At 37.9% G+C, this 26,903-nt stretch carries 17 protein-coding genes; 11 read left to right on the forward strand and 6 right to left on the reverse strand.

The genetic code is table 11. From position 1 onward, the window contains the following. The first annotated feature begins 282 nt into the window (after positions 1–282). Together MSBRW_RS10705 and MSBRW_RS10710 are read left to right on the forward strand one after the other, a co-directional pair. Complete coding sequence (locus MSBRW_RS10705) at positions 283–687, forward strand: hypothetical protein (protein ID WP_011307662.1); 405 nt, start codon at positions 283–285, stop codon at positions 685–687. A 17-nt stretch (positions 688–704) separates the two neighbouring features. Next, positions 705–3,422, forward strand: a complete 2,718-nt coding sequence (locus MSBRW_RS10710) for a tetratricopeptide repeat protein (RefSeq protein WP_011307661.1) — start codon at positions 705–707, stop codon at positions 3,420–3,422. Positions 3,423–3,566: 144 nt separating this feature from the next. Here MSBRW_RS10710 and MSBRW_RS10715 read toward each other — a convergent pair whose 3' ends face one another. Beyond that, entirely contained in the window at positions 3,567–3,833 is a 267-nt protein-coding gene (locus tag MSBRW_RS10715; RefSeq protein ID WP_052305900.1) for a CatA-like O-acetyltransferase, read from the reverse strand. 20 nt (positions 3,834–3,853) lie between these two features. Between MSBRW_RS10715 and MSBRW_RS10720 the strand changes: the two genes are divergently transcribed. Continuing rightward, the gene (locus MSBRW_RS10720; RefSeq protein WP_011307660.1) at positions 3,854–4,195 is read left to right on the forward strand and encodes a hypothetical protein; all 342 of its coding nucleotides are present in this window, start codon (positions 3,854–3,856) and stop codon (positions 4,193–4,195) included. Between the two features lie 396 nt (positions 4,196–4,591). Here the strand turns inward: MSBRW_RS10720 and MSBRW_RS10725 are convergent, their stop codons facing one another. From MSBRW_RS10725 to MSBRW_RS10745, 4 genes are all read right to left on the reverse strand, one after another. Further along, positions 4,592–5,011 (reverse strand): hypothetical protein, encoded by a 420-nt coding sequence (locus tag MSBRW_RS10725; RefSeq protein ID WP_011307659.1) that lies wholly within the window; start codon positions 5,009–5,011, stop codon positions 4,592–4,594. Positions 5,012–6,163: 1,152 nt separating this feature from the next. Then, positions 6,164–6,445 carry a hypothetical protein gene (locus tag MSBRW_RS10730; RefSeq protein ID WP_155398202.1) on the reverse strand — a complete coding sequence of 94 codons (282 nt, stop codon included), beginning with the start codon at positions 6,443–6,445 and terminating at the stop codon, positions 6,164–6,166. An 825-nt stretch (positions 6,446–7,270) separates the two neighbouring features. After that, entirely contained in the window at positions 7,271–7,609 is a 339-nt protein-coding gene (locus MSBRW_RS10740; RefSeq protein ID WP_011307657.1) for a hypothetical protein, read from the reverse strand. A gap of 159 nt (positions 7,610–7,768) precedes the next feature. Further along, entirely contained in the window at positions 7,769–8,398 is a 630-nt protein-coding gene (locus MSBRW_RS10745) for a chloramphenicol acetyltransferase (protein WP_011307656.1), read from the reverse strand. A gap of 1,107 nt (positions 8,399–9,505) precedes the next feature. Here MSBRW_RS10745 and uvrA point away from each other — a divergent pair. The 5 genes from uvrA to MSBRW_RS10775 all read left to right on the forward strand — a co-directional run bounded on the left by uvrA (position 9,506) and on the right by MSBRW_RS10775 (position 19,926). Continuing rightward, positions 9,506–12,532 carry an excinuclease ABC subunit UvrA gene (uvrA, locus tag MSBRW_RS10755; protein ID WP_011307655.1) on the forward strand — a complete coding sequence of 1,009 codons (3,027 nt, stop codon included), beginning with the start codon at positions 9,506–9,508 and terminating at the stop codon, positions 12,530–12,532. 222 nt (positions 12,533–12,754) lie between these two features. Next, positions 12,755–14,314, forward strand: a complete 1,560-nt coding sequence (gene uvrC / locus MSBRW_RS10760; RefSeq protein WP_011307654.1) for an excinuclease ABC subunit UvrC — start codon at positions 12,755–12,757, stop codon at positions 14,312–14,314. A 134-nt stretch (positions 14,315–14,448) separates the two neighbouring features. Next, positions 14,449–16,461, forward strand: a complete 2,013-nt coding sequence (gene uvrB / locus MSBRW_RS10765; RefSeq protein WP_011307653.1) for an excinuclease ABC subunit UvrB — start codon at positions 14,449–14,451, stop codon at positions 16,459–16,461. Positions 16,462–17,051: 590 nt separating this feature from the next. Continuing rightward, positions 17,052–17,774 (forward strand): hypothetical protein, encoded by a 723-nt coding sequence (locus MSBRW_RS10770; RefSeq protein WP_011307652.1) that lies wholly within the window; start codon positions 17,052–17,054, stop codon positions 17,772–17,774. Between the two features lie 271 nt (positions 17,775–18,045). Next, the gene (locus MSBRW_RS10775) at positions 18,046–19,926 is read left to right on the forward strand and encodes a prenyltransferase/squalene oxidase repeat-containing protein (protein ID WP_011307651.1); all 1,881 of its coding nucleotides are present in this window, start codon (positions 18,046–18,048) and stop codon (positions 19,924–19,926) included. A gap of 26 nt (positions 19,927–19,952) precedes the next feature. Here MSBRW_RS10775 and MSBRW_RS10780 read toward each other — a convergent pair whose 3' ends face one another. Next, positions 19,953–20,321 carry a hypothetical protein gene (locus MSBRW_RS10780; RefSeq protein ID WP_011307650.1) on the reverse strand — a complete coding sequence of 123 codons (369 nt, stop codon included), beginning with the start codon at positions 20,319–20,321 and terminating at the stop codon, positions 19,953–19,955. Positions 20,322–20,731: 410 nt separating this feature from the next. Here MSBRW_RS10780 and MSBRW_RS10785 point away from each other — a divergent pair, with 410 nt between their 5' ends. From MSBRW_RS10785 to MSBRW_RS10800, 3 genes are all read left to right on the forward strand, one after another. After that, a complete protein-coding gene (locus MSBRW_RS10785; RefSeq protein ID WP_230669695.1) occupies positions 20,732–22,489 on the forward strand; it encodes an ATP-dependent nuclease in 1,758 nt (585 codons plus the stop codon). 495 nt (positions 22,490–22,984) lie between these two features. Next, positions 22,985–25,273: a nitrogenase component 1 gene (locus tag MSBRW_RS10795; protein WP_230670116.1), complete on the forward strand. Its 2,289-nt coding sequence runs from the start codon at positions 22,985–22,987 to the stop codon at positions 25,271–25,273. Further along, positions 25,270–26,565, forward strand: a complete 1,296-nt coding sequence (locus MSBRW_RS10800; protein WP_011307647.1) for a nitrogenase component 1 — start codon at positions 25,270–25,272, stop codon at positions 26,563–26,565. Before MSBRW_RS10795 ends, MSBRW_RS10800 begins: the two co-directional genes overlap by 4 nt. Positions 26,566–26,903: the final 338 nt, after the last annotated feature.

Raw genomic sequence — 26,903 nt, forward strand, 5'->3', positions numbered from 1 at the left:
TTTCATGATCAGAAACTTGATTGATTATTCGAAATACATGATTTAGAGAAGCAATTTTGAGTTTTGGGATCAGCTCTATGAAAATAAAAAGAGAGCACAAGTGCGTTTGGTGACGGTGAGTATTCCGGGAGAAACAAATCATGTATATTGATAAATTAAAGTGAATATTTGCTTATTTATAGAAATATTTAAGCAAAGTTCTGTTAATTACTTATACTAACTTTTATTGCAAGTCGACTTTGAATCTAACCAATAAAACGAAATAAGTCTGGAAGGTATTTGATGACAAAGGAAACAGATTCAGATAAATGTGTACTTGGTGGTACAGGTATAACTGCGGGTGAAAATGTTATTTTCGAGAATATAAATAGTCCAATTGCAGTAGGAGCAAATATTAACATTTCTTTATCAGATATTGAAGATCTTAAACGAGACTTACTTGCTTTTAAAGAAGCTATTTCAAAGTCAAATCTTTTACCAGAAGATAAAACAATTGCTGAAGGCGATATTACTGCAGCAATTAAGGAGTCTGAAAACGAAACTCCAAAGTTAGAAAAAATTACGAAAAGAGTAGTATCTGCTATTGAGACCATACAAGAAACTGGAAAAAAAATGGAAGAATACGGACTTTTTGATATCGCGTCTAAAATTGCTAAAAGACTAGCGATTAGTGCAATTTTGACCTAAATTTAGGAGAAAATTTTATGGAGAAAGACGATTCCAATGATGGTAGTATAATTGGAGGAAATGGAATAACAGCTGGAAAAGACGTTTTTCTTCATAATATTAAAGCTCCTGTTAATATAGGAAATACGAATAATACAAATCAGAATTATACTACATATATAATTTCTGAAAATATTGAAGAGCACACTAAATCATTAATTGATTTTGCTCAGTTTTGTGAGAATAAAAGAGAATATGAGAAAGCCCTTGACTATTATGAACAGGCAAGAGTAAAATTAGAAAAGAGTGAATCAAAGATTTTATTAGTAAAAGTAATGATGGGAGAAGCTGTTTGTCATCATAAAAAAGGGAACTTATCCAGAGCAAAAAACTTGATATTTGAGGCAGAAAGGTTAGACCCTAAAAATCCCACTGTTTTAGCTAATATCGCATCACAGTTAAAATCTGAAAATCCAGATGAAGCTGAAATTTATGCCAAAAAAGCTCTAGAGTTTGATAAAAATAATTTTTTGGCAAAGTGTGTTATAGGTTTGTTAGAATATGATAAAGGAAATATTAAAGATTCTCTGAGAACACTTAAACAGGCATCAACCATTAATCCTAATGTTGGATATCCTTTCAATTGCATGGCTCGAATATATTCCAGTGAAAAAGATTACGGAAATGCTATAAAATATGGAAAAAAAGCTGTAAAAATTGAATCTGACAATGCCATTTTTCTTATGGAATTAGCCATAGATTACATGAATATAGCTTTTCCTGAGAATGAAGTTTGTATTTCTTCTGATTTTTCAAAGATGCTCAAGATGGAATATTTAGAAAAAGCACTAAAATGCCTAGAAAAAGCAAAAGAAATGAGTGAGTCACAAGGTAACAATTACTTAAATTGTGAAATATACACATATTTAAGCAGAGTACATCTTGCTAAAGGAGAATTTAATAAATCAATAGAGTACTGTGAAATGATTATTAATAGTGGTTTAGACACTATCGATATCTACATAATTCTAGGGGAAGCATATGGTGAATGCCAGAATTATGACAAGGTAATCGAATATTATGAGCTCCTTCTTAAAAGAGAAAATCTAACAGAGAACCATCTCTTTATCGTAAAAGCAAATCTTGCTACTTCATACTTTTATAAAAATCGGCTTAACGAAGCTGAGAAATTATTCAAAGAATTAATTGATGAAAATCCAGAAAATATAAATTTATGTATACAAATGTCTAATGTCTTGGAGGAAAATGGGAAAATAGAAAAAGCGTTTTCCCTTTTAGAGAAAATTGATAAATTTTCCCAAAAACCATGGGATTTTTACTATATGATGGGAAGATTATATCACAAGAAAGATGATTATGAAAGTTCAGTTAAATATCTTAAGGAAGCAATAAGCAAAAACAGTGAGGCAATTCCACCAAGAATCTATTTAATAAATTTATATCTCGAATGTGGTATGCATAAATATGCTGTAAAACAAGCTATAGAATTAATACAATTGGCTCCAACAGGTATTAATTTTTATAAACTTGCTTCATTATATTATGAAATAGGCGACTATAAAGAATCTGCTGTTTTTTCTAGAAAGGCTTTAGAGGCAGATTATGGCAAAGTAGAAACTTATCGTTTGCTATGTAGTTCTCTTTTAGAAGCAAATAAACTCTCTGAAGCAAAAGATGAATTTGAAAATGCTTTTACGAAATACCCAGATGACCTTGAATTGAAGCTTAATTATTCTGCTACACTATCAGCACTAGAATATACTGAAAAAGCCATAGAAATTTTAACTCAAATAATTTCTAATGATCCAAACGTTGTTTTTGCTTATAAAGCACTAGCACGTATTTACTATAAAGAAGCCTCTTATGAAATAGCTTTAGAATATTCTAAAAAAGCTGTTTTTATAGAGCCAGAAGATGAGGATGCACACTTTGTTATGGGGTGCTCCTTATTGAATTTAGGAAAAAACGACGAAGCTGTGGAAGAAATACAAAAAGTAATAGAGATTAATCCAAATTTTGATAGTGCATGGTTAATAGATGCAGAAAAAGGCATGGAATATCTAGGTAATTTAATTACAATTTCTAATCATATAATTGAGAGATATGAAAATGGAAATATTACAATATCAAAAGTGGGTGAATTACTAATAAAAGATACTTTCGATTTATTATGTCACATAAATAATGTAAAAGTAGCAGAGTCTTTGAGTTTATCTGACGAAAAAATAGACCAATTAAGAAATTCACCTATTAGTAAAAGAGATGTACTCGTAGACGAAACGATGCTAGGTATATTAGCTAAAACCGGAAGTCTCGATTTATTAAGACTAGCATTTGATCACGTGTATGTTATAAAAGAACTTGAAGATAAAATTGTTATTGGACCATACTTAAAAGATCATCCTTATCGGGATGTGAAAAATAAACTTCAAATTATTGATGGTGGATGGATTGAAAGCTTAAATCCAAATGATATGATAGCTTTAGCTACAAAGAAAATCGTTGTTGAAAATAAATTTAGTAAAAACGATATTTCATTTATCGCTTTAGCCTTGGATAAAGACTTTCTTTGTTTAACAGAAGATTTGCTTCTAAGAATTCAACTAGAAAGTATAAATAAACCAACTTGTGGAATTTTTGGATTTGTTAATTATGCAGTTAGCAAGAATATAATCAAACAAGATGACGCTGAAAAAATATTTACTAAAGTTAAAAGTGTATGTATTGTGGAGTAATTGCAAGTTTCTTCTTCAAGTATTATAATGATACTTGGCAGATAGCAGTTTATACAGAATACTTTCTTACCTACATGCACGGGTTATACGGTAAACCTTACGTATTCTGAAGATACAACTTCAATGAAAAAATAAAATAGTATCCTACTGATTAATATACACTTCATCCAAATATCTCTGTAGCTTATCCACAAGTTGCAGATATGAATACTCAACAAATGCATGATTAACCTGAACTGCAAATGGCATCATAAATTTGCCTTCTCTTTCCTGATATTTCCCCCAATCAAATATGGGCTGCGCTTTTTCCTTATTTTCAAAATACGTGTGCAAAAGTGTCTTTGTAACACCAAATATAAAAGTCTTAAAATTAAAACACCTTAATAAGAATTCAATTTTCTTTTTCAACATCCAGGGAACCTGCATAATATATGACAAACTTACTGACTCTAACACCAGGGACATTTCTTCAGAGTAGTTTTGATAAAGTCGGCGATGGCCGGAAATACGAAGAAATAGAGCTCAAAACAACAGGAACGAAGACAACATTTACGGCCAAAACTCCTATTCAGCTACATCCTGGCACGACCATAAGTGGAGATGAAAAAGCAATCATTCAGCTAATACCATATGCTTCGACGTGCCTCTGGAAGCCACAGGTACCAGTTTTCAGTTTCTCTGGCGAAAACCATAATCTATTTGGAGGAAACAGGGCTTCAAAAGCCAAAATCCAGAACGTGAAAATTCAAAATTCAAAATTTAGTAGACAATAATGAAAATTTTGTTACCGATGTCATTGACAGTACAATCCGCATTTTTAAGCTTTCTGTAGATTCCGCAGTAGCGCTTGTTACAAGCTTTTGTACATATGTATCCAGAACATCTTAAAGCATATTCACAGCTGATATCGAACATATATATCCCTTTTACACTTCAGTGTCCCTACCTTATTCGAGCCTATCATAAAGCTCAAAATTAATTCTCTAATGCTCAAATATTAAAAAACAGCACAACTGGCTAATGTAAAAACTTAAACATCAGCCAGTTAAGATTTGTTTTAGTTATATTCAACTTTTAACCGCAGTTATACGTTTTTATTGCGAATACCAATATTCAGGGGTATAAATACTTAAACATCAGCCGGTTAGGATTATTGTCTTTTTTCTGCTTTAGTGGTAGGATTTATGATAATTGTTGTAAAAATTGGAATAACCTCTGTACCAGCCGTTATATTTTGAATACCAGCCATTATATTTTGTCAACCACATCATATACATTCTGTACCAGTTGTCATAAGATTTGTCGTGTTTTTTGTGGCTCCACTCATTCTTTTGTCGGTTCCAGTCTCTCTTTTGTCTGTCCCAATTGTTCTTTTGACGTCCCCAATCATTCTTTTGTCTGTCCCAATTATTCTTTTGTCTGTCCCAATTATTTTTTTGGCGAGCCCAATTGTTTTTGTCCCCAATATTCTTATTTCCGTCGATCTTCTTATTATTAGTCACCGGAGCTGCGCTTACTGACGCAACTGTTACTGACAGTACAAAACAGACTGCCAGGAAAATTCCCAATATCTTTTTCATTTTCAACATAATACCTCACTCCAAATATCTGCTGTTCAGATAGCCTTACTTTATTTTCTTAATTACTTCGCTGACTGGTCTCAGCTTGACAATCCTAACATGAGCCCGATAAAATATAAGCATACTTATAAATAAAAATATATAAAAGTAAATTTATTAATTAAAAAACAGTTTTTAAACGATTTAAAGAGAAAATAATAATTCTTAAGCGTTTAAATTATAAAAGAATGCATATAAAGAGATAATTATTAAATTAAAAGTTTTAAAACTATTATTTTATTGTCGTTATTTCACATAATAAATCTATATACCTTCTTGCCTGCTCTCTAATAGCTTTTAATTCACTTTTCTACAAGATTGTTCTATATTCAGAAACAACACATATTTAGGACATTGCAAAGAGAACTTGCAAATTCTGGAATTTGATAATCTCTAAGGAATATTATTCAAAAACTGCAATTAGAAAAAGATCATTTTAATTGCAGGAGGCTCGCTCCCACAAGATCCTGCAATTTAGTGTCACTTATACGTTCAAGTTTTAACGATGTTCTTGATTTTTAGTATTTTTCGGTTTTCTATTGACTTAGTTCACTGTAATATCGACTCTGCAGAAAAACTACCAAATTCACAAACAGTAGATTGAAATAGGCAAATCTATCCAATAAGTGATAATACTTTTTGAATTCTTATTAATTATCTTTAACGCAAATAATTTCATCGAAGATGCGATCAAACTTTTGAAGTTTTTCATCTAATTTTTGATCCAATTCTTGCTCTGAGATTACTTTCATCGTGAGGATCTGCCCAATTACAAAAAGCAAGGCATCATATTGTTTCTCCAGATTTCTTTCGTGTTTCATTGCCTTGTTTCATTGCCTTAATCTTGTTTAGAAGATATCTATTTTCAAGAAGATCTGCCATTTTCATTTTTAATAAATCAAATTGCGTGCGGCCACCCCAACCTAAAGGATGGGGTATGCTTCGGGCCGCCCGCCCGGTTTCTGGGGAATAGTTAAGTATCCATTTACAAGACTTTCTTGATGCAGAGTTTCATTACCACCTTATGTAACCATGAGACTAAGAAACCTACTTTACAAAGAAGCAACGGTACAGAGGTTTAAACGAAACCAAAAAGAGGCGAGGTTTCACTTCATCCCCAATCTAAAGAATAGGGTATTCGTGACCCTCTGCGCTCCCGTAGTAATAAGCAATATCCTCTACTTTTTGTGTCATCTCTTCCTGACTACCTATTACCCATTTCTGAACTTCCATACATACAGCACGTGCAGTTTCTTCTACTTCGGTTCCTACCGATTCCTTGTAAGTAGCTCTTGCTTTTTCCTGAATCTCTTCAATAAGTTTTTTTAGATTTCTATCCAAAATGGGTAGCCCTTTTCTCAGAACTTCTGTCGCAAACGGTGCTTTCTCGTCAGTACATTTCATTAATTCTGCAGCATGATCACAGTATTCCCTATATAAATCGAGCTCACATTTCATCTACTGTAGTTTATCTGGCGCTTGAGAAAACGCAGAGCTAAGGGCATCGACGGCATTATTCCTCACAAAAAAATCTTCATCGTTGGTCAGTCTGTGTAAGTCATTCCATGCCTGTTATGCAATAAAAAAATCAGTTTTTTTCTCCTAATCTGCCCTAAGGTCTTAAAGAAATCAACTTCAATGTACAATACATACATTAAAAAATATATTATCAACGTCAGTCAATTCATTTTCGAAAAATTTATATTCTGCTGATATTTATATATCCTGGTGTAATAGTGAGACCAGCGGAATATGTCTGAAATATCTGCTATTAAATTGCTTTATTTTGCAAACAAAAGCAAAATATAGCTTTTTGAAACCCTATTGCAAAACACTTTCCAGTAAAATAAGAATTGAATCAATAAAAAACGAAGGAGGAAAATATATAGAAAGAAATGAAGATGCCTGGGATAAGCAACTAAAGCCAGACATGAAACACTATCGAGGCTGGCATTTGATATTTCTGGTCGTTCTTATGCTTGTCAACGTATATATAGAAATTAAATGGCTTTTCTTTAGCTAAAAATTGAAAAACAGCTTCCAACAGAGTTTTTCGGTAATCTCAGGAAAAAGTTTCATATTCAATTTACTGTTTTCCTGTATTAGGCTCTGGATATGAACAGCCTGTTTCTGTGTAACTTCATTAAGCTGGACTATCTGCTTGTTCTTTGTAAGCATTTGCTTATAAAGTGCCTAGTTTACTTTTGACCTGAAACCAGAGCCTCCCATTTATTCCCCTTTCCAGAACATGGCTGTTAAGAATAAATGGCTTATCAGCCTGCGTGTTCTGCTTATGTAATGTAAAGTACCTTCAGAAAAGCCTAACTTCTTCCAGCCAACGTAAGAAATATAATGTAAAGTACCTTTAGAAAAGCCTAACTTCTTCCAGTAAATGTAAAAAATATTGAAAATGTAAAAAATGTTGAGAATCTTTTGTCTTATTTCATAGGAATCAATTCTTTCAATTTCATACTCAGGCTTAACAAAATCCAGTTTTTCTTTTTTGCTTGTTAATGTTTTTGAATATGCATATTCAAGAACTCTAAGGTTTTCAGCAGTGGGATTCAAAAAGTTCCATATGCACAGCTTTATACTGTAAAATTACTGTAAAATCTATCTATTCTGAAGACATAACTTTAAAAAAATAAAATTAGTGAACTACTTGTTCTCCTATTGAACTATGGTCCTACTATTATACTTATAATTTACACATCATCTACACATCATCTACACATCATCCAGATATCTCTGCAGCTTATCCGCAAGTTTGCCAATATGAATACCATCAACAAATGCATGATGAACCTGGACTGCAAACGGCATCAGTAATTTGCCTTCCCTTTCCTGATATTTTCCCCAATCAAATATGGGCTGTGCTTTTTCCCTGTTTCCGAAATCCGTGTGCGAAATATGCGTAAACGATATCCAAGGCAAGGCAGAGAATTGATATACATCGTTTTCTACAGGTCCTGTAAAATGTTCTTTTTGATTTTCTGCCATTACGGTTGCCAGTTGTACAAACTTCTCAATCGTGTCCTGCATGGGAACATATACTACCTTGAATAACTCTGTTTCTTTATCCAGATATGTAAATGAGGTATCAATGGACTCATATAACACAACTTTACCGTCAAGAAAACGATACCGAAATTCCTCGATTTCATTTGCGCATTTCGTAACAGCAAATATAAATGCCATCGTAAATGACCAGTTATTTTCTTTAACGCGCTTTTTAAAATTCGTCACATCAAGTTCAAAACTTACACAATATTCAGGCTGCGCTGCATTCCTGTATATTTGACAATAATCTTTTCTTTTCCATGTTTCAAGATCTATTGTTTGGTATCTGTTTCCCACATTTACACCTTTGTTCAATAAAATCTACATTACTATATATTTCCCTTTTTAATTTCACGACTTATTTTCGCTATAAATTCCATACATTACCCTTTCTCAAGTGTTTTTTTCTGGGAGCTATCCAGATGACCTGTAAGAGATCAGAGCCTAAACCAGGAAGAAGAAAACGAAGGACAAAGAAAAACGAAGGACAAAGAAAAACGAAGGACAAAGAAAAACGAAGGACAAAGAAAATGAATGACAAAGAAAAGCTCTCTACAAGCTTTAAACCGGCTTCTGAGATATTTATGAGCAAATTTTTTGAAAATCAAGTTTCATCTTCGTATACTTCATCATTTGTAATAAGATGACATATTATCGTTGCAAGAATGGTTTTATTGACTTTAAAATGAAATATAGCCTTGAACCTCTTATGGATTTGAAAATACGAGAATTTAAAAGCATTTCTAAGTTTTTGGATCAACTCTCAAAGAGCATACTTTCGAGTCACTATACGTAAATTCTGGCTCTTCGTTACTTTTATGTTAACTTAATATATAATCATTAAAATATTCTAAAGTAGATAAATATTTATACAATAAATATAATTTACCCACTCATCATATGGTTGAAACCACAAACCTTACTCTTCTTGCATTTTCCCGATTGATTTACACTTTATTTTTTGGGGCTCTGCTTTGGTTTCACAGGTTTATTAACCTATTTTGCAGGAGGGACGGTTTTTCCAAACTGAAAGTATTGAATGAGAACAGGATAAAAATTAAAAATGAGAAAAATGAAAAATTCGTTTACGACATATTTCATTCAATATTTCTTTATTAGAAAATTATCTCTTTTGCTGACTAATACTTTCAATCCGCTATATCACTTTATTAATAAAAGGGATCGCTTTTTGTTACATATGCTGAATTTTCACGTGTTCAGACCTGAAGAATATAGACTCCCATACATTAAACATTCACCTTAAACATTCACCTTAAACGTTCACCTTAAACGTTCACCTTAAACATTCACTTTAAACATTCACCTTAAACATCCATACACTAAATTCTGACCTTAAATTCTCATCTAACCGATTCAACTGGACAAAAACCCGAGAGAAGGAAAATGAAAAATATTATTATTAAAGGGGCACGGGAACACAACCTGAAAAACATCACGGTTGAACTCCCGCGGGACAAATTAATCGTTATTACAGGGGTATCAGGCTCAGGGAAATCTACCCTGGCTTTTGACACAGTTTATGCCGAAGGGCAGCGGCGCTATGTTGAGTCACTCTCGGCTTATGCGCGGCAGTTCCTCGGGCTTATGAACAAGCCGGATGTGGACAGCATTGAGGGGTTATCTCCGGCAATATCCATTGAACAGAAAACGACCTCGAAAAATCCCAGGAGTACGGTTGGGACAGTTACTGAAATTTATGATTACTTGAGGCTGCTTTTTGCAAGAGTCGGTACTCCTTACTGTCCGACCCACAACATAAAAATCGAGTCTCAATCTCCTGAAAAGATTGCGGACAGCCTGAGCAGGGAATGTGAGGGTATGATTACCATCCTCGCACCTGTAGTCCGCCAGAAGAAAGGGACATACCAGCAGCTCTTCAGAGAACTAAACAGTGAAGGCTTCACCCGGATGAGGGTAAACGGCGAGATTCACAGGACTGACGATGAGATTACCCTTGACCGCTACAAGAAACATGATATCGAAGTCGTGGTTGACCGGTTGGACCCTTCAGAAGACCGCTCAAGGCTTGTTGAGGCCTGTGAAAATGCTCTAAATAAGGCAGATGGGCTCTTAATCGCGGTTGATTCGGAAGGAAAAGACCACCTTTATTCTTCAAATATGGCCTGCCCTGTTTGCGGCATGGCTTTTGAAGAACTCCAGCCCAGGATGTTTTCTTTCAACAGTCCTTTCGGAGCCTGCGAGGCCTGCAATGGGCTCGGGATCAAGATGGAGTTCGATCCTGACCTCATTATTCCGAATAAAAAGCTCTGCCTTGCAGACGGAGCTGTTGCTCTGTACAGGAACTATCTGGACAGTTACCGGAGCCAGCACCTTGCAGCCGTGGCAAAGCATTTCGGTTTTGACATATTTACTCCTATTGAGGACCTCACAGATGAGCAGTATAATGCTCTCATGTATGGCTCGGACGAACTTATGCAGTTCAGTATGAGCATGAAGAACGGGGATGCCCACTGGTCTCATAAGGGTACCTGGGAAGGGTTGCTCCCGCAGTCCGAGAGGCTGTACAGCCAGACAAAATCTGAATACCGCCGAAAAGAACTTGAAAAATTCATGCAGGTTAAGCCCTGTCCAAAATGTGAAGGCAAGCGCCTGAAGGAAAAAGTGCTTGCAGTAAAGTTCGGCGGGAAATCCATTGTAGATGTATCCAATCTCTCAATTCTGGAGTGTATACAGTTTTTCGAAAACGTGGAGCTCTCGGAAAAGGAAAAAGAGATCGCAAAACAGGTCTTAAAAGAAATTCGCTCCAGGCTCGGTTTTTTAGAGCATGTAGGGCTCGGCTATCTTACTCTTTCGCGAGGTGCAGGCACTCTCTCAGGCGGAGAAGCCCAGCGAATCCGATTGGCTACTCAGATTGGCTCAAATCTCATGGGCGTACTCTATGTTCTCGACGAACCCTCAATAGGGCTGCACCAGAGAGACAATGAGCGTCTTATCCGTACTCTCAAGACCTTGCGGGACCTTGGAAATACCCTTATTGTCGTGGAACATGATGAAGATACTATATGGGCTGCGGACTATGTTCTTGATATTGGGCCAGGTGCAGGCGTTCATGGAGGTTATGTGGTAGCCGAAGGCACCCCTGAAGAAATTGAGAAAAATCCGGAATCCCTGACAGGTCAGTACCTCTCAGGAGAAAAACAGATAAAACCGCCTGCCCTTCGCCGTCATAGTGACGCGTTCTTAAGGCTTAAAGGATGCAGAGCGAACAACCTGAAGGATATAGACGTGAATATTCCTATAGGGGTTCTGACCGTAGTTACAGGGGTCTCAGGTTCCGGGAAGTCAACGCTAATTTATGATACCCTGTACAAAGCCCTGATGAAAAAGATAAATAAATCAAGTGTAACACCAGGGGACTATGACGAGCTTGTTTTCGATTCCGAGATCGACAAGGTAATTGTTATTGACCAGAGCCCCATCGGCAGGACTCCTCGCTCAAATCCTGCCACCTATACCAAGGTCTTTGATGCCATAAGGCAGGCTTTTGCCGAAACAAAGGAAGCAAAAATCAGGGGTTATAAGAATGGGCGTTTCTCCTTCAACGTAAAAGGAGGGCGCTGTGAAGCCTGCCAGGGAGAAGGACTGATAAAAATCGAAATGAATTTCCTGCCTGATGTATACATCGAGTGTGAGGAATGCAAGGGTAAACGCTACAACCGTGAAACTCTTGAGGTAAAGTACAGGGGCAAGTCGATTGCTGAAGTCCTGGATATGACCGTCGAAGAGGCTGCCGAACACTTTGAAAACATTCCTTCAATCAAACGCAAACTCGATACTTTAATAAGAGTTGGACTGGGCTATATCAAACTCGGCCAGAGCTCAACAACGCTTTCCGGTGGGGAAGCCCAGAGGATCAAGCTGACAAGGGAACTCTCCAAAAAGTGTACCGGGAAGACGATTTACCTCCTTGATGAACCCACAACCGGGCTTCACTTCCATGACGTCAAAAAACTCATCGCAGTTCTCAACAGGCTTGTAGCAAAAGGAAACACAGTGGTTGTAATAGAGCATAACCTGGATGTAATCAAATCAGCAGACTATATCATTGATCTGGGTCCCGAAGGCGGGAACGCAGGTGGAGAAATTATTGCCGAGGGAACTCCGGAGGAAGTGTCCACTGTTCAGGGAAGTTATACTGCACGCTTCCTTGCTCCTAAACTTTCACAGTCATATCTCGACATGTCGGGAGAAGAACCTGTTGAAGCTGTTTTTGAAGAAGGGGAAGAGTTTGAGGCCGATTATGAAGATCTTAATGATAATCAGAATGAGGAGGATTCCGAAGACTTTGAAGAAGACTCGGAGGAAGACTCCGAAGACTCCGAAGACTCCAGAGGTTTCAAACACAGTAAACATAGAGCCGACAATGCATTTCAGGAACAATTGATTTAAAACGTTTTTAACATTTATTTGGTGAATTTAAGCCGGTTTAATATAATTTAAACCCAATGAAAGCATAATTATGCTGATTAAACTAATTAAATTGATTAAATTGATTAAATTGATTAAACCAATTAAACCGATTCAACTGATTAAACCGATTCAACTGATTAAACTGATTAAATGATTTAAGCTCCCTTTAAAAACTTAAAAACTTGAAAAAGAGGTTTAAAAATGATTGACCTGGAGGCTCTTCCTCACCTGCCTGGCTGTTATCTTTTCAAGAATGAAGAAGGGACTGTGATTTACGTGGGCAAGGCAAAGGACCTCAAAAAGCGGGTAAGCAGCTATTTCCAGAAACGAGAACATGACCCAAAAACCGCGAGCCTTATAGAGGCTGTAAGGGGCTTTGATTTTATTGTCACGAATACGGAAGTAGAGGCTTTCCTTCTTGAAAACACCCTTATTAAGAAACACTGGCCAAGGTACAACATTCTTCTAAAAGACTCAAAGCGGTATGCCTGTATTCACTTAACAGAAGAAAAGTTTCCAAGGATCAGGCTTTCCAGGAAAAAGGCAGACAACGGAAGCTTTTTTGGGCCCTTTGTCTCGGCAAAGGAAAGAGACTACATTTTTGAGGTTGTAAGAAAGACCTTCCAGCTCCGGACCTGCAAAAAGATGCCGAAACGGGCCTGCCTTAGATATCATATAGCGGCATGCAGCGGGCCCTGCATAGGTGCAATTTCCGCGGAAGACTATGCCGAGAAAGTGAAAAAAGCGGCTTCAGTCCTGAAAGGCAATATCAGAGAGCTTATCGAGTCTATGGAAAAAGATATGAGAGAACTGGCATCGAGGCAGCAGTTCGAGCAGGCCATGGCTCTCAGGGACGAGATTGCAGCCCTTGAGTATCTTCAGGAAAAACAAAATATGGAGAGGCAGAAAAAGCATAATGAGGATATTCTGAACTACATTGTCAGGGATGATACTGTTTATCTCATGCTCTTCAAGGTCTACAAAGGTACGCTTGAAGATAAGCAGGACTATGTTTTTGCCTTTGGGGAAAATTTCCTGGAAGAATTTCTTGTACAATATTATTCCGAGAACGAACCTCCTGAAGAACTGATTCTTCCTGAGCCTCTTGAAGAATCGCTTGTTGATTTCCTTTCTCACGTCAAAGGAACAAAAGTCAAAGTTACGGTTCCGAAACAGGGAGAGAAAAAGGAACTTCTCGACCTTGCCCTGAAAAATGTTGAGATAGGTTTCTTTGGAGACCGGAAAAAGCTCGAAGCCTTGCAAAGTAAGTTATCTCTTCCGAAACTTCCGAATGTCATAGAATGTTTTGATATTTCTCATCTCTCAGGTACGTCTACTGTCGGTTCAATGGTTCAGTTCCGGGGTGGCAGACCTGATAAACACAATTATCGTCGCTTCAAGATCGAGAGTGTTGAAGGAATCGATGACTTCGCTTCCATTGCAGAGGTTGTACGCAGGCGTTATTCCCGTTTGCTCGAGGACAAACATGACCTGCCTGATTTGATTATTATAGACGGGGGAAAAGGACAGCTCTCTTCAGCTTTTCAGGAACTCAGAAAGCTCAAAGTCAGAGTTCCTCTTATCTCAATAGCCAAGCGGGAAGAAGAAATCTATGTGCCCGGAATCAAGTCTCCTCTTCCAATAAAAAAAGAAGAGAAAGCCTCTCTTTTTGTCCAGGAGATCCGGGACGAAGCCCACAGGTTTGCAATTACCTACAACCGCCTGCTGAGGCAAAAATCTATGATTCCTAAAAATGATTGATTCCTAAAAATGATTGATTCCTAAAAATGATTGATTCCAAAAATCCTAGATTCCTGAAAATCATTAATTAGTTACTGCTACTATTGTATATATGTCCGTCATTTAAATCTCCAGAATTTTAAGGTTTTGGTTCTATGAAATCTTCAGATAAGACATCCCAAGCTGTATCTAAAAAAGTCATCGACACAATACGAGATACCCGATATTGGGACAGCCCGCAGTTCAAGTTGGTTTCCGATTTTGAACCAAAGGGTTCCCAGCCGCAGGCAATCGAAAAACTTGTGGAGGGGCTTGAAAAAGGGGAGCAGTACCAGACCCTGCTTGGGGTAACAGGGTCAGGGAAGACCTATACTGTTGCAAATGTCATAAACCAGGTCAGGAGACCAACCCTTGTTATTGCTCACAACAAAACCCTTGCTGCCCAGCTTTATAACGAATTCAAGGAGTTCTTCCCTGAAAACAGGGTGGAGTATTTTGTTTCCTATTATGATTACTATCAGCCCGAGTCCTATCTTCCTGCCAGGAACCAGTATATTGAGAAGGATGCTCAGATTAACCCGAAAATCGAGCAGATGCGGCTTGCTGCTACTGCTTCCCTGATGTCACGCCAGGATGTTATTGTAGTTGCATCCGTATCCTGTATCTACGGGCTTGGCAATCCTGAAAATTTCCAGAAAATGGGGTTTGAATTAAAGGTAGGAGATAAGGTCCAGAGAAAAGAAATACTGCAAAAGCTCGTTGAAATCCAGTTCGAACGGAACGACCTTGAACTTATGCCAGGGCGCTTCAGGGTAAAAGGAGATACCATTGATATTATTCCCGGATACTTTGATAATATTATCCGGATTGAGCTTTTTGGAGATGAGGTCGACCGGATTTCCGAGGTGGACAAGCAGACTGGTCAGCGAACGGGAGAGATGGACTATTTCTTTGTTTATCCTGCCAGGCACTATGTAATTCCTGAGGAGGAGCAGAAAAGTGCAATTCAGTCCATCCTCGAAGAGCTCGAAGAACATCTTCCTGAACTCGGGCTGCTCGAATCTCACAGGTTGAAACAGCGCACGATTTATGATATGGAAATGATTCAGGAAACCGGCAGCTGTAAAGGTATTGAAAACTATTCTCGGCATTTTGACCACAGACAGCCAGGAGAACAGCCTTTCTGCCTGCTTGACTATTTCCCTGAGGATTTCCTGATGGTAATTGATGAGAGCCACCAGACCATCCCGCAGCTTCATGGGATGTACAACGGGGACCGCTCAAGGAAGAAGAGTCTTGTCGATTATGGGTTCAGGCTTCCCAGTGCTTACGATAACAGGCCTCTTAAGTTCGACGAATTCGAGAAGTACATGAGAAACGTGATTTTTGTCTCGGCAACACCTTCCGATTATGAAAGAGAGCACTCAGCTCATATCGTGGAACAGATTATCCGCCCAACAGGGCTTGTTGACCCTGAAGTGGAAATTCGTCCTCTCGAAGGGCAGGTCAGAGATGTCATGCAGGAGATTCGGAAGATTGTGGAAAGGGGAGACCGTGCTCTTGTAACCACCCTGACAAAGAAACTTGCGGAAGAACTGACTGAGTATCTTGCAAGGAACGAAATAAAAGCTCGTTACCTGCACTCGGATATTAAAACAATAGAAAGGACTGAGATTATCCGCGAGCTCCGCCTTGGAAAATTCGATGTCCTTGTAGGGATAAACCTGCTCAGAGAGGGGCTTGATATTCCGGAAGTGGGCTTCATTGGCATACTGGATGCGGATAAGGAAGGATTCCTGAGGGACTCAAAAAGCCTGATCCAGATCATAGGCCGCGCGGCCCGGAATGCCAGCTCGAAGGTTGTCCTGTATGCCGATAACATGACGGATTCTATCAAAAAAGCCGTTACTGAGACCGAACGCCGCCGTTCCATGCAAATCGCCTACAATAAGGAACACGGCATAGTCCCGACAACTATCAGAAAACCAATTAGAGAAAAAGTTGTGGATATTACCGACACAAAACACATCCCGAAGACCGATATTCCCAATATGATTATCGAACTGGAAACCGAAATGAGGGAAGCTGCTGACAGGCTGGACTTCGAAAGGGCAATTCAGGTAAGGGAAATGATAAAGAAGCTGGAAAAAGAGATAAAAGTAGTCTGAAAGGAAAGTACCCTAAGAGGATGATGAGACCTTTTATCTCTCTAATTTTTTTGATCTCTCTTTTTCATACAGTTTACGCACTTGATCAGGACGGAATTTCTCAATAGATATACTGTCGGATAATAACAGTATTTTATTTGTTGTTTTGTCTTAGGAATCAGTTCCAAGATTTAATGACAAAGTAAGCATGACATTATTACATAATTATAGAATTATAAATTTGTGTAGTGATCTTGCACTTAACTTTATCACTAGATTTTGGAACTGAGGCAATATCTTTTATATTTATCTTTGAATATGAGTCGCGACATATACTTAAATAAATAATTTATCACTAAATCATTAAACAATAAAAATATTAGAAAGTAATCCCAGACTCAAAATCAGTTTGAAAATTGCACTGTTAGAGAATATGGACATAAAAGTTATAAGGAATTAGATACGAGAAATTTATGGAGTTCAAATGTACGCTCCAGGTTCAGCTGAACTCCATAATACACGCCCTAAGAGGCACCTATTAAGTTAGCTTTGCGTATATTTAAACTTGCTTAATCCTGCCTCCTGGGTAAAATATTAAGGAGGAATACAAAGTGACATCGAAAAGATTTAAAATTGGAACTTTGCTTTTGACAATTCTATTGCTGTATATGGTATTTATGCCGGCAGTTAGTGCAATGCCTGGAACCCAAAAAAATCAAACTGAGGAAGTAGGTTTCTTTAGTGGAACAGAGATGCCAGAAGAATTAAAAAAGAACATAGTTCAGGTTGATCCATATACGTTTGTATTTAAAGGAAAAGTAGATGACAAGAAAAAGTTTGTTGCTGCTTGGAATGAATATGAAGCAAAGGCAAAAAACAAAGGGATTACTCTACAATATGTTACTAGGGAAGATAGCGGTAGCGCCAGTGCTACAAGAAATCTTTTAGGCTCATATATTGAAGGGCAAAGTTATTTTCATGGAGCTAGAACTGACTATGTGATATCACAAGAATTCATTGGAGATGGCAACACTAAAGGCTATTGGTGGGGTTTAAATCCGTATTACGCAGATTTAATTACCCTGGCATCCAGTGTTAAATTAACGGGAATCTCCGTGAGTATTAGTGTTCCAGCTGGGATAGGGTTCAGTACTTCTGGGGACACGGCAACATATTCTGGAACATGGTCTGATGCTTGGTCTGCACAGCATTATTATTCTAACTTAGATGGAACAGGACTTTCCATTTTTGATGAAGATCAAAACGATGCTGAAACATTTAGATTCAGTGGTACAGATTATACACTTTATACCCATGTTGATTTAGACGCATAATAAAGTTGTCAATGAATGACAACCTTTTAATATTTTTTCGTTAAATTATTATTATTATTATTATTATTATTATTATTATTATTATTATTATTATTATTATTATTATTATTATTATTATTATTATTATTAATATAATTATTGTTAATATAATTGTTATTGTTATTGTTATTATTATTATTATTATTATTATTATTATTATTATTATTATTATTATTATTATTATTATTGTTAATATTATTATTGTTGATATTATTTATAAAGGGTAAGAGAGATGTCTCGGAAAATATATGCTCCTGTTATAATTTTAATGATTCTAATAATTACAAGTGGATGCATTGAGGGTAAGCATCTTTCTATTGAAGGTAAGAATTCTTCTATTGGGGGTGAGTATTCTCCTAGCCAAGAACCCAAACAAATAACAAACTTAAACGAGTCTTGGGTTACGGATACAAGAAATCGGATGGATGACTCTCAGGGTATTGATGGAGGTTACTCTGATTTTCCCCCACAAGAGCCTATATTATATTCTACTTTTTACTTTTTGGAGTCTTTAAAATTATTAGATAAAGAGCCTAAGTATGAACAGGCCACAATAGACTGGCTATTATCACAAGAACAGGAAATAACTAGACAGGACAATAATTCGAATATGGATAATATATATTTTCTTACAATAAGTCTGGATATCCTTAAAGTTAAACCGGCCAATAGGTCTAATCTAATATCAAAAGTAATGGAATTACAAATGCCTGATGGATCATTTGCCCAAAAAAAAGGAGATAAAGGAACACTGCTCGATACATTCAGAGCTATCACCACATTACATACTCTTGATGTGGATTTAAATCAGGTACCCTTGACAAAAAACTGGCTAATTGAAAAGTGGATGGAACCCGATGAAAATGAAAATTTAATGTATTCAACAAGTGAAGCTTCTCTACTCATTTCAGCATTAAAACTTTACCAGGTCAACGTCTCTTCATTGCAGAACCAATCCCCAAGGATGGAAATAATAAAGGAACAAGAAAATATCATTGAGAACCAATTGAAATTATTGCCTGATACTCAAATGGACCTGTTAACCTTGAGTTCATTTACTGATTTTTTATTGATAAATGGCAGTGTTTCCTCTGAGATTCGGTCTGATATTGAGACGTATCTGCAAAAAAGGCAATTAGAAGATGGAGGGTTTAACGCTTTATTAGATAAATATGGGGAGCCACAAGGAACCTACTTGGCTCTAAAAATCGCTTCGAACCTAGGCTTTGATTTAAATGATAATGTATCCACATTCATTTACAATTACGAACCTTTGAATGGAATCGGAGGCTTTCGACCGGCTTATCGTCTTATATCTTCTTCTGAAAATACATATCTAGCTGTGAAATCTCTAAAAGTACTGGGTTCAGAGCCTTCTGATAAAGAAAAACTTCTTAAATATGTCGATAACAACTGGCAGGAAGAGTCCAAAAAAGCAAAAACTGCATATTATTTATTAGTGATATGCAATCTCCTCAATCAGCCGTATCCTACGGACACACAGTTTAGAGAAGAGGTTAAAACAAGCTTTGATAAATTCGCTAATCAACCTATTGATTCAAATGATTTGGAAGAGGTTTTATATCTAGCAAAAGTGGCCAATCTTCTTGGCATTGAGCTAAATAACAAAGATAAACTGATTGCCAAACTCCAGAGTTCTCAACAAGAAGACGGAGGTTTTGGCTTTGAAGCTTCAGATCTATTTATGACATTTTACGTTGTGAACACTCTGGAAGAACTTGGTAGTTGCCCCGTGGACAAAAAAGGTTGTATTTCTTGGATACAGGAAGGCCAAATTACTGATGGAGGTTTCATTATCCGGAGAGGTCCGGTTCATACTAATAGTTCAGATATCTATTCTACATATATGTCCGTAGTCTCTTTAAATGCTCTTGATGCTAAGCCGGAAAATTTTGATAAATTATTCGAATGGCTTAAAGACTGCCAAGATGAACATGGAGGGTTCAAATTAGCACCAAAATATGCTAATCTGGACACTTCAGAGAGCTCATTTGAAGCAAAATTGGAATATACTAGCTGGGGGCTCATGGCATGGAGTACTTTATCTGATGAACAGACTTCCAAAAATCTACTAAATAACTCAGGGACATAAAAAACTATTTGAAATTATAGAGTGTATTAATGCTTTATTGTATCCTCTATTGTCAGGAAGTTGGCAAGTCTATATGTGTATTGGTCCAATAAGGTGTTTATAGTATTGTACAGTTCATGGTAATATAAAGAGGGGGCTGTCTCTAAAACCGGTAGAGGTACAGGAAGTCCGATAACTATCACTGATTTTGCTTCCGGATATATGGATTGAGGATAGAATTCTTCAGGCATCCACGGTAAAAATGGAGGGTTATTCCATCTCTTAACACTGGTAACTCCAACCATGGGTATGTCCATACTTTTACATTTCTGCAAGGGGACTTTTTTCAGATCTTCAGTCGTAGATTCATCCTCTTTATTATTTATTATTGCTACAGGGAGATAGCATAGATTCATTCTTCTTTGTAATTATTATTGCTACAGGGAAATAGTTTTGTCTACTCATTTGAATGTTTCTACTCACAATACGTCTAGGATTTTCCAGTAAGAGAAAATGGAGTTAATTACCTTGGATAGACTTCTATCGCTTTTGAATTGAAGAATAACTAGGCTAAATCAATCAACTGCTGTTATAACTTAGATTTAATGTTTCAATGACTTGTGAAGTAACTTTACATTTCACTCATTTTTATTATATAATTCATTGTATGGTTAAGAATTAATTCGCACGTTTTCAATAATTTTAAATGCCACTTTAACATAAATATGTAAAAAGATGTCTGATGTGTAAAGTTTTCTGCGATCTTTATTTTTAGTTCAGAATTTTATATTTGTTAACGAAGGTCTGACAATTTTGAAGAACAGACTTGGGTGCAAAAATGATCAAAGAGTTGCAACTTATTAATTTTAGATGTTATCGAAAACACAGTATTCCTTTCAAACAAAATACAATAATCGTTGGGGAAAATAATGCTGGGAAATCGACTATAATTGAAGCTCTTAGAATCGTTTCAATAATAGCATCGAAATACAAGTATCTAACATACAATAAACCTCCAGATTGGCTAGATACTCCTATTGGACACAAAGGAGTCATACCTTCTCTAAAAGAATATGATTTTCATTTTGAGAGTATAACTTACCGTTATAGTGGGCTGCCAGCTCAAATTAAAGCCCTTTTTACAACGGGAGAATTAATTGAAGTATATATTGTCAGAGAAGGAAAAGCATTCGCTGTTGTAAAAGATAAAAATAATAATACGATTGAAACAAAGAGTGACGCATTACTCACAAATCTTCCAGCAGTCTTGGTTTTGCCAGAAATTTCCCCCTTACTTTCAGAAGAAAAAAGGCTTATTAAAGACTATGTTAAACAAAACCTATTCTCACGACTATCTTCCCGTCATTTTAGAAACCAAATATTAATTTATCCAGAAAAACACAAAAAATTTAAAGAGCTTGTGGAAACTAGTTGGGAAGGGTGTCAAATAAGGAACATCGATAATAATGGTAAATTCAACGAAGAAGATTTGTCCCTGATTGTAAGAGATACTGATTTTTCCGCAGAAGTTGGTTGGATGGGACATGGGCTGCAAATGTGGCTTCAAATCATGTGGTTTTTATCTTTTACTGAAAAAAACAACATTGTTATCCTAGATGAACCAGATATTTACATGCATGCTGATTTGCAGAGAAAAATAATTAGATTGCTATTGGGAGAACGATACAAGCAATTAATTGTTGCAACACATTCAATTGAAATCATTTCCGAAGTAGAGCCAGAAAATATATTGGTAGTTGATAAAACAAAACCGACGTCGAGATTTACAAACACTATTCCTGCTGTACAGAAAATCATAGATAATATTGGGGGAGTTCACAATATACAACTTACAAGGCTTTGGAAGTGTAAAAAATGCATTTTAGTAGAAGGTAAGGACTTGAAAATTTTAAGACATTTTCATAATACATTATTTCCAAAGTCCGAGATTCCAATTGAAACAATACCTAACATGTCCATAGGAGGTTGGAGTGGGTGGAATTATGCAATTGGATCATCAATGTTTTTAAAAAACAACGCCGATGAAACGATATACACATACTGTATATTAGATAGAGACTATTATACCAAAGACATAATTGAGACAAGATTAAAAGAAGCAGAGAGTCGCGGTGTAAAACTCCATATTTGGTCACGAAAAGAAATTGAGAATTATTTAATAGCCCCTAAAGCTATAAGCAGAATTATTAATTGCGAAACAAGTCAGGGAATATGTGCTGATGAATCAAAAATAATTGAACAAATAGAAAAGATATGTAATGATCTTTATTATGATACATTTGACTGTATAGCCAATCAAATATCAGATGCGAATCGAAGAGACCACCAAAAAGCAAATTCGAAAGCTAGAAAGATAATGAAAGAGTATTGGAAGTCAATAGATGGAAAACTAACTTTAGTTTCAGGAAAAGAAGTCTTGAAAAGATTATCTAATTGGAGTCAAGCAGAGTATCACGTATCATTAAATAGTAAAAAAATAGCAAGAGAAATGAAAGAAGAAGAGATATTGCCAGAAATGAAGAAAGTGATCCAAACAATAGAATATAGGCTTGATTCAATATAACTGATTACATAGAACCTCAGTTTGACAGCATAAATCAAATATAAATACATATTGTGAAATCTGTTTTTGCCAAATATCATTTAGCAGTACATGAAAATGTGCCAACTTTTTGAAAATGAGCTGGTTTCAAAATTCCGCGTATTCATGTTTTTGACCAAAAGTGGGAATTTCATTTGGTTATATTGATCTTGATTTCTCGACTCCTAAATATTGTAGTTAGATGTCTAACTACTTATGAAGAATCTTAATCCTTGGCAATTTATAATCAGGGATTTATCAAAATTCTTTTAAAAATTAAAGATGCATCAGGATGAAAGAAGAAATAAAAGAAGCTAACATTTTTACAAGAACACATAACTGGATGTTTGGCTCCTGCCGAGAATGGAAAAATTAAAGTCAGGCCTTTTCAGTTTATGTTAGAAGATTACCCTTTTAAGTTAGCAAGTAACAGGAGGAAAAAACATAATCCAGATTGCTCTCTATGGGAAGGGGGGCATAGGCAAGTCCACGGTTGCTGCAAACCTCTCGGCTGCCCTTGCCGTTTTGAATAAGCGGGTCCTTCAGGTCGGCTGCGACCCAAAACACGATTCTACCCGTCTGCTCCTTGGAGGAGCTGACATGCCCACAGTATTGGACTATATGCGTGAAACTCCTCAGGAAGCACAGAAGCTTGAAGATCTGGTATTTGAAGGCTACGGAGGTACTGCTTGCGTGGAAGCCGGGGGTCCAAAACCCGGGATCGGATGTGCAGGTAGAGGGATACTGAGCAGTTTTGAGGTCTTAAAACGTGTGGGACTCAGGGCTTCTTCCTTTGACATCGTACTTTATGATGTGCTTGGAGATGTTGTCTGCGGGGGATTTGCAGTTCCCCTGAGAAAAGAATATGCCGATGCTGTTTTTCTGGTAACTTCAGGGGAATACATGGCCTTGTACGCTGCTAACAATATCCTCAGAGGAATCCGAAATTTTGAGGATTCAGTTCCCAGGGTTGCAGGTATTATCTTCAACAGACGAGGGCTTTTTGAGGAGGAGGAAAGGGTCTTTGCCTTTGCCCGGGCAACAGGTTTGCCTGTGCTGGCTTCTATCCCAAGGGATGAAGTCTTTTCTCAGGCTGAAAAAGTAGGGAAAACCCTGGCTGAAGCTTTTCCTTCCTCTGCTCCTGCAGGTATTTTCAGAGAGCTGGCATTGTATGTGAAAAACCTGGAAAAGGACCGGAACCTGCTGCATCCTGCCAACCCTCTCGGTGACATTGAGCTTGAGGCTCTGGTGCTGGGAAGGCGGGAACGGCCCTGTATAAAGCCATTCGGAACAGGTTCTATATCCAGAAAAATATCCTGTGCTGAACCTCTTTCTCTCAGCCAAGAAAATAGACCTTTCGCAGAAATCCATATGGAGATACCAGAAACAAGTTCCGAGAAAATCTGTCCGGTGATTTCAGAAGCGCAGTCTGCAGAAATTTCCTCCAGAACTCCAACAGAAGAAGTATCCCCATCATCCCAGGCAAAACACCTCTCCAGACCTCTCCTTTGCGGCTGTGCCTTTTCAGGAGCTGTGACTGCTACTTTTCAGGTTAACGATGCCGCCACGGTCCTGCATGGGCCTAGGAGTTGCACTTATATAACGGCCGATGCCCTTACACGCTCGTTTTTATTAGGAGATGGAAGGAATATCACAGATAAGGAAAAACAAGTCCCTGGCCTCCTGCCGACAGACATGAAGGAAGAGGACATTATCTTTGGTGGACTCGAAAAACTTGAGAATAGAATAGAGAAAGCCCTTTTAGCTGGCTGGCAAACGGTCTTTGTGGTGAGCACCTGTCCAGGAGGGATCATAGGAGACGATATAAAGGAAGCAGTATCAAGAGCCAAAGTTCGTTTTCCTGGAGCCAGGGTCATTCCTATCCCTGTGGAAGGCGTCATTACGGGAGATTTTTCGGCTGGTATGCTCGAGGGTCGCAAACGCGTTGCTGATCTGATCGACCCCTCCGTAAGGCCCGAAAAAGGCCTGGTTAATATAATAGGAGAAAGGAATTTTTCCTCTCAAGAAGAAAAAAACTTCTGTATTGTTGAGAAATTGCTTCAAAGACTGGGATACAGGGTCAACTGCAGGTTTTTAAAAGAGACAGATACCCTTTCCCTTCGCTCTTTTAAAAAAGCGGAGCTCAACCTTTTAGCCTGTACCGACCCTGATACCCGGGCCATCCAGGAATACCTCTCCGAGCGTTTCAGGCTTGAGTTTTTTGAGCTTCCATTCCCTGTGGGTTTTCGGGAAAGTTCCATTTGGGTAAAAGCTCTGGCAGCACGCTTGCTTCCCGGAAAGGATGTCTCTTCCTTGCTGCAGGAACAGGAAAAGGTGTACAAAGCAGGGATCGAGAAATATGTTCCCAATCTCTCGGGAAAGCGTGTACTCTTGGTGAGTTACACCGAAGATATCAGCTGGGTTCTGGACACAATCCGAGACCTGGGAATGGAAATCCTCAAGGTTGGTTTTTCAGTCTCGACTTTCAGGAAGGAACTTCCGGACCTCCTGTCCGATGAAGGATTCCCTGTGGAGAGAAACTATACGGATGAAATGAGGGCTAAGGATGTCAGGGATCTCAGACCGGACCTTGTTCTTTCGAGTTATGTCCCTTCGGTCCCTGAAGGTGGAGTGCATTATGATACCATACCCGTCTCCCCGCAGGTTGGGTTCCTTAGCGGGCTTGAACTTGCAAAACGCTGGAGTACGCTTTTGAGGCTGCCAGTTGTGGAGGGATGGAAGTATGATGGAGGTGATGAAAGTTGATATTTTCCCCAGATGCTTTTACGGGCTCTATCCTGGCTGTGGAGGGAATCAGAGACGCAGCTGTGATTCTAAACGGCCCTACAGGGTGTAAGTTATACCATAGTTTCCTTTCGGACAGGCAGTTCCCCAGAGAAAGTTCCCATGACCCCCTGGCATTCCAGGACGAGTTTTATTTCGGACAGCCCAGGGTCCCCTGTACCTGTCTGGACGGAGAAGACTTCATCCAGGGCTCCCTTGAAAAATTTGAAAGGGCACTTGCAGCAGTGGCAGCAAAAGAAAAAGGTTTGCTTGTAGTGATTAATTCCCCGGGAGCAAGCCTTGTTGGAGATGACTTGGAGAACGTAATTAAAAATGCAGGGCTGCAGAATCGATGTTTTGTGGTGGAAAAGACGGGTTTTTCGCTTCCCGCAGCCCAGGGCTTTGAAAATACTACCCTTACCTTGCTGGAACATCTAAAACTCCGTTCCCTTTTTCGGCCCCACAATCGCTCTGAATTTCCTAAAAAAGTGAATTTGATAGGGCTTTCCCTTCTCCACAAACACTGGGAAGGCTCAGTTGCAGAAATGAAGCGGCTCTTGTCTTTCTTAGGCCTGGAAGTGGGAGCTATTTTACTTGCCGGAACTTCCCTCGACGAAATTCGGGAGTCAAACAACGCAGCCTGTAATATTGTCCTTTTCCCCGAATACGGCAGAAGGGTTGCTGAGTGGTATCGGAAACACTTCGGAATTCCTGCCGTGTTTTCTCCTCTTGGGGCTCCATTGGGTTTTGATGCGAATGAAAGCCTGTTGAGAGAAGTTGCCGCTATCCTAAATATCGACCCTGCACCTGCACTTGCGGAAGTCCGGGAAGCCAGGCAGACTAGTTATCGACAGATTTCACGTTTCCATTCTTTCTCAGGGCTTCCCAAAGGAGCCAGTTTTTCAATCCAAGCCGAAAGCTCTCTTGTCTTTCCTCTTACACACTGGCTTTACTCCTACCTGGGCATGGCCCCTTATGCAGTAAAACTGCTTCCCGGAAGTGACCCTGAAATGGCAAGATCTCTTAAGTCATTTCTGACGGAAAAGGGCTTTTGCGAAGCCTGGGATAGGGACCTTTCGCTTGAATCGGTTGATATTGCCTTTGCTGACAGTTTTACTCTTCAGCTTTTAAAAGCAAAGGGATGCTGCAAAGCAGGTATCGAAATTTCCCTTCCGGACAGAGGGTACATACACTTTATCCCGAAAACATATCTGGGAGTTTCGGGCGCCCTCTTCCTTCTGGAAGAAATTATTAATGGACTGCGTTCCACATGAACATACCAATTTTGAAGGACAAAAAATTTCCATCACAAAAAATGGAATTTACCTTTTTTGATACGCAGTTTTTATCGCAAGATCTATGCGTAAATATGAAGCGAATTTTACAGAAGATTTAAAACGCTGCCAAATTCTTTAGAGAATAATATCATTGGAAAGAAAAGAATTGCAAAGAAAAGAATTGCAAAGAAAAGAATTGCAAAGAAAAGAATTGCAAAGAAAAGAATTGCAAAGAAAAGAATTGCAAAGAAAATGACAAGCAATAACTGTAAATGTTTCTTCTCTGCATTAAGTTTCTTCTCTATGTTAATTCACATTAGTAATTAAAATCACAA

The sequence above is a fragment of the Methanosarcina barkeri str. Wiesmoor genome, from assembly GCF_000969985.1.
Lineage (GTDB): Archaea > Halobacteriota > Methanosarcinia > Methanosarcinales > Methanosarcinaceae > Methanosarcina > Methanosarcina barkeri_B.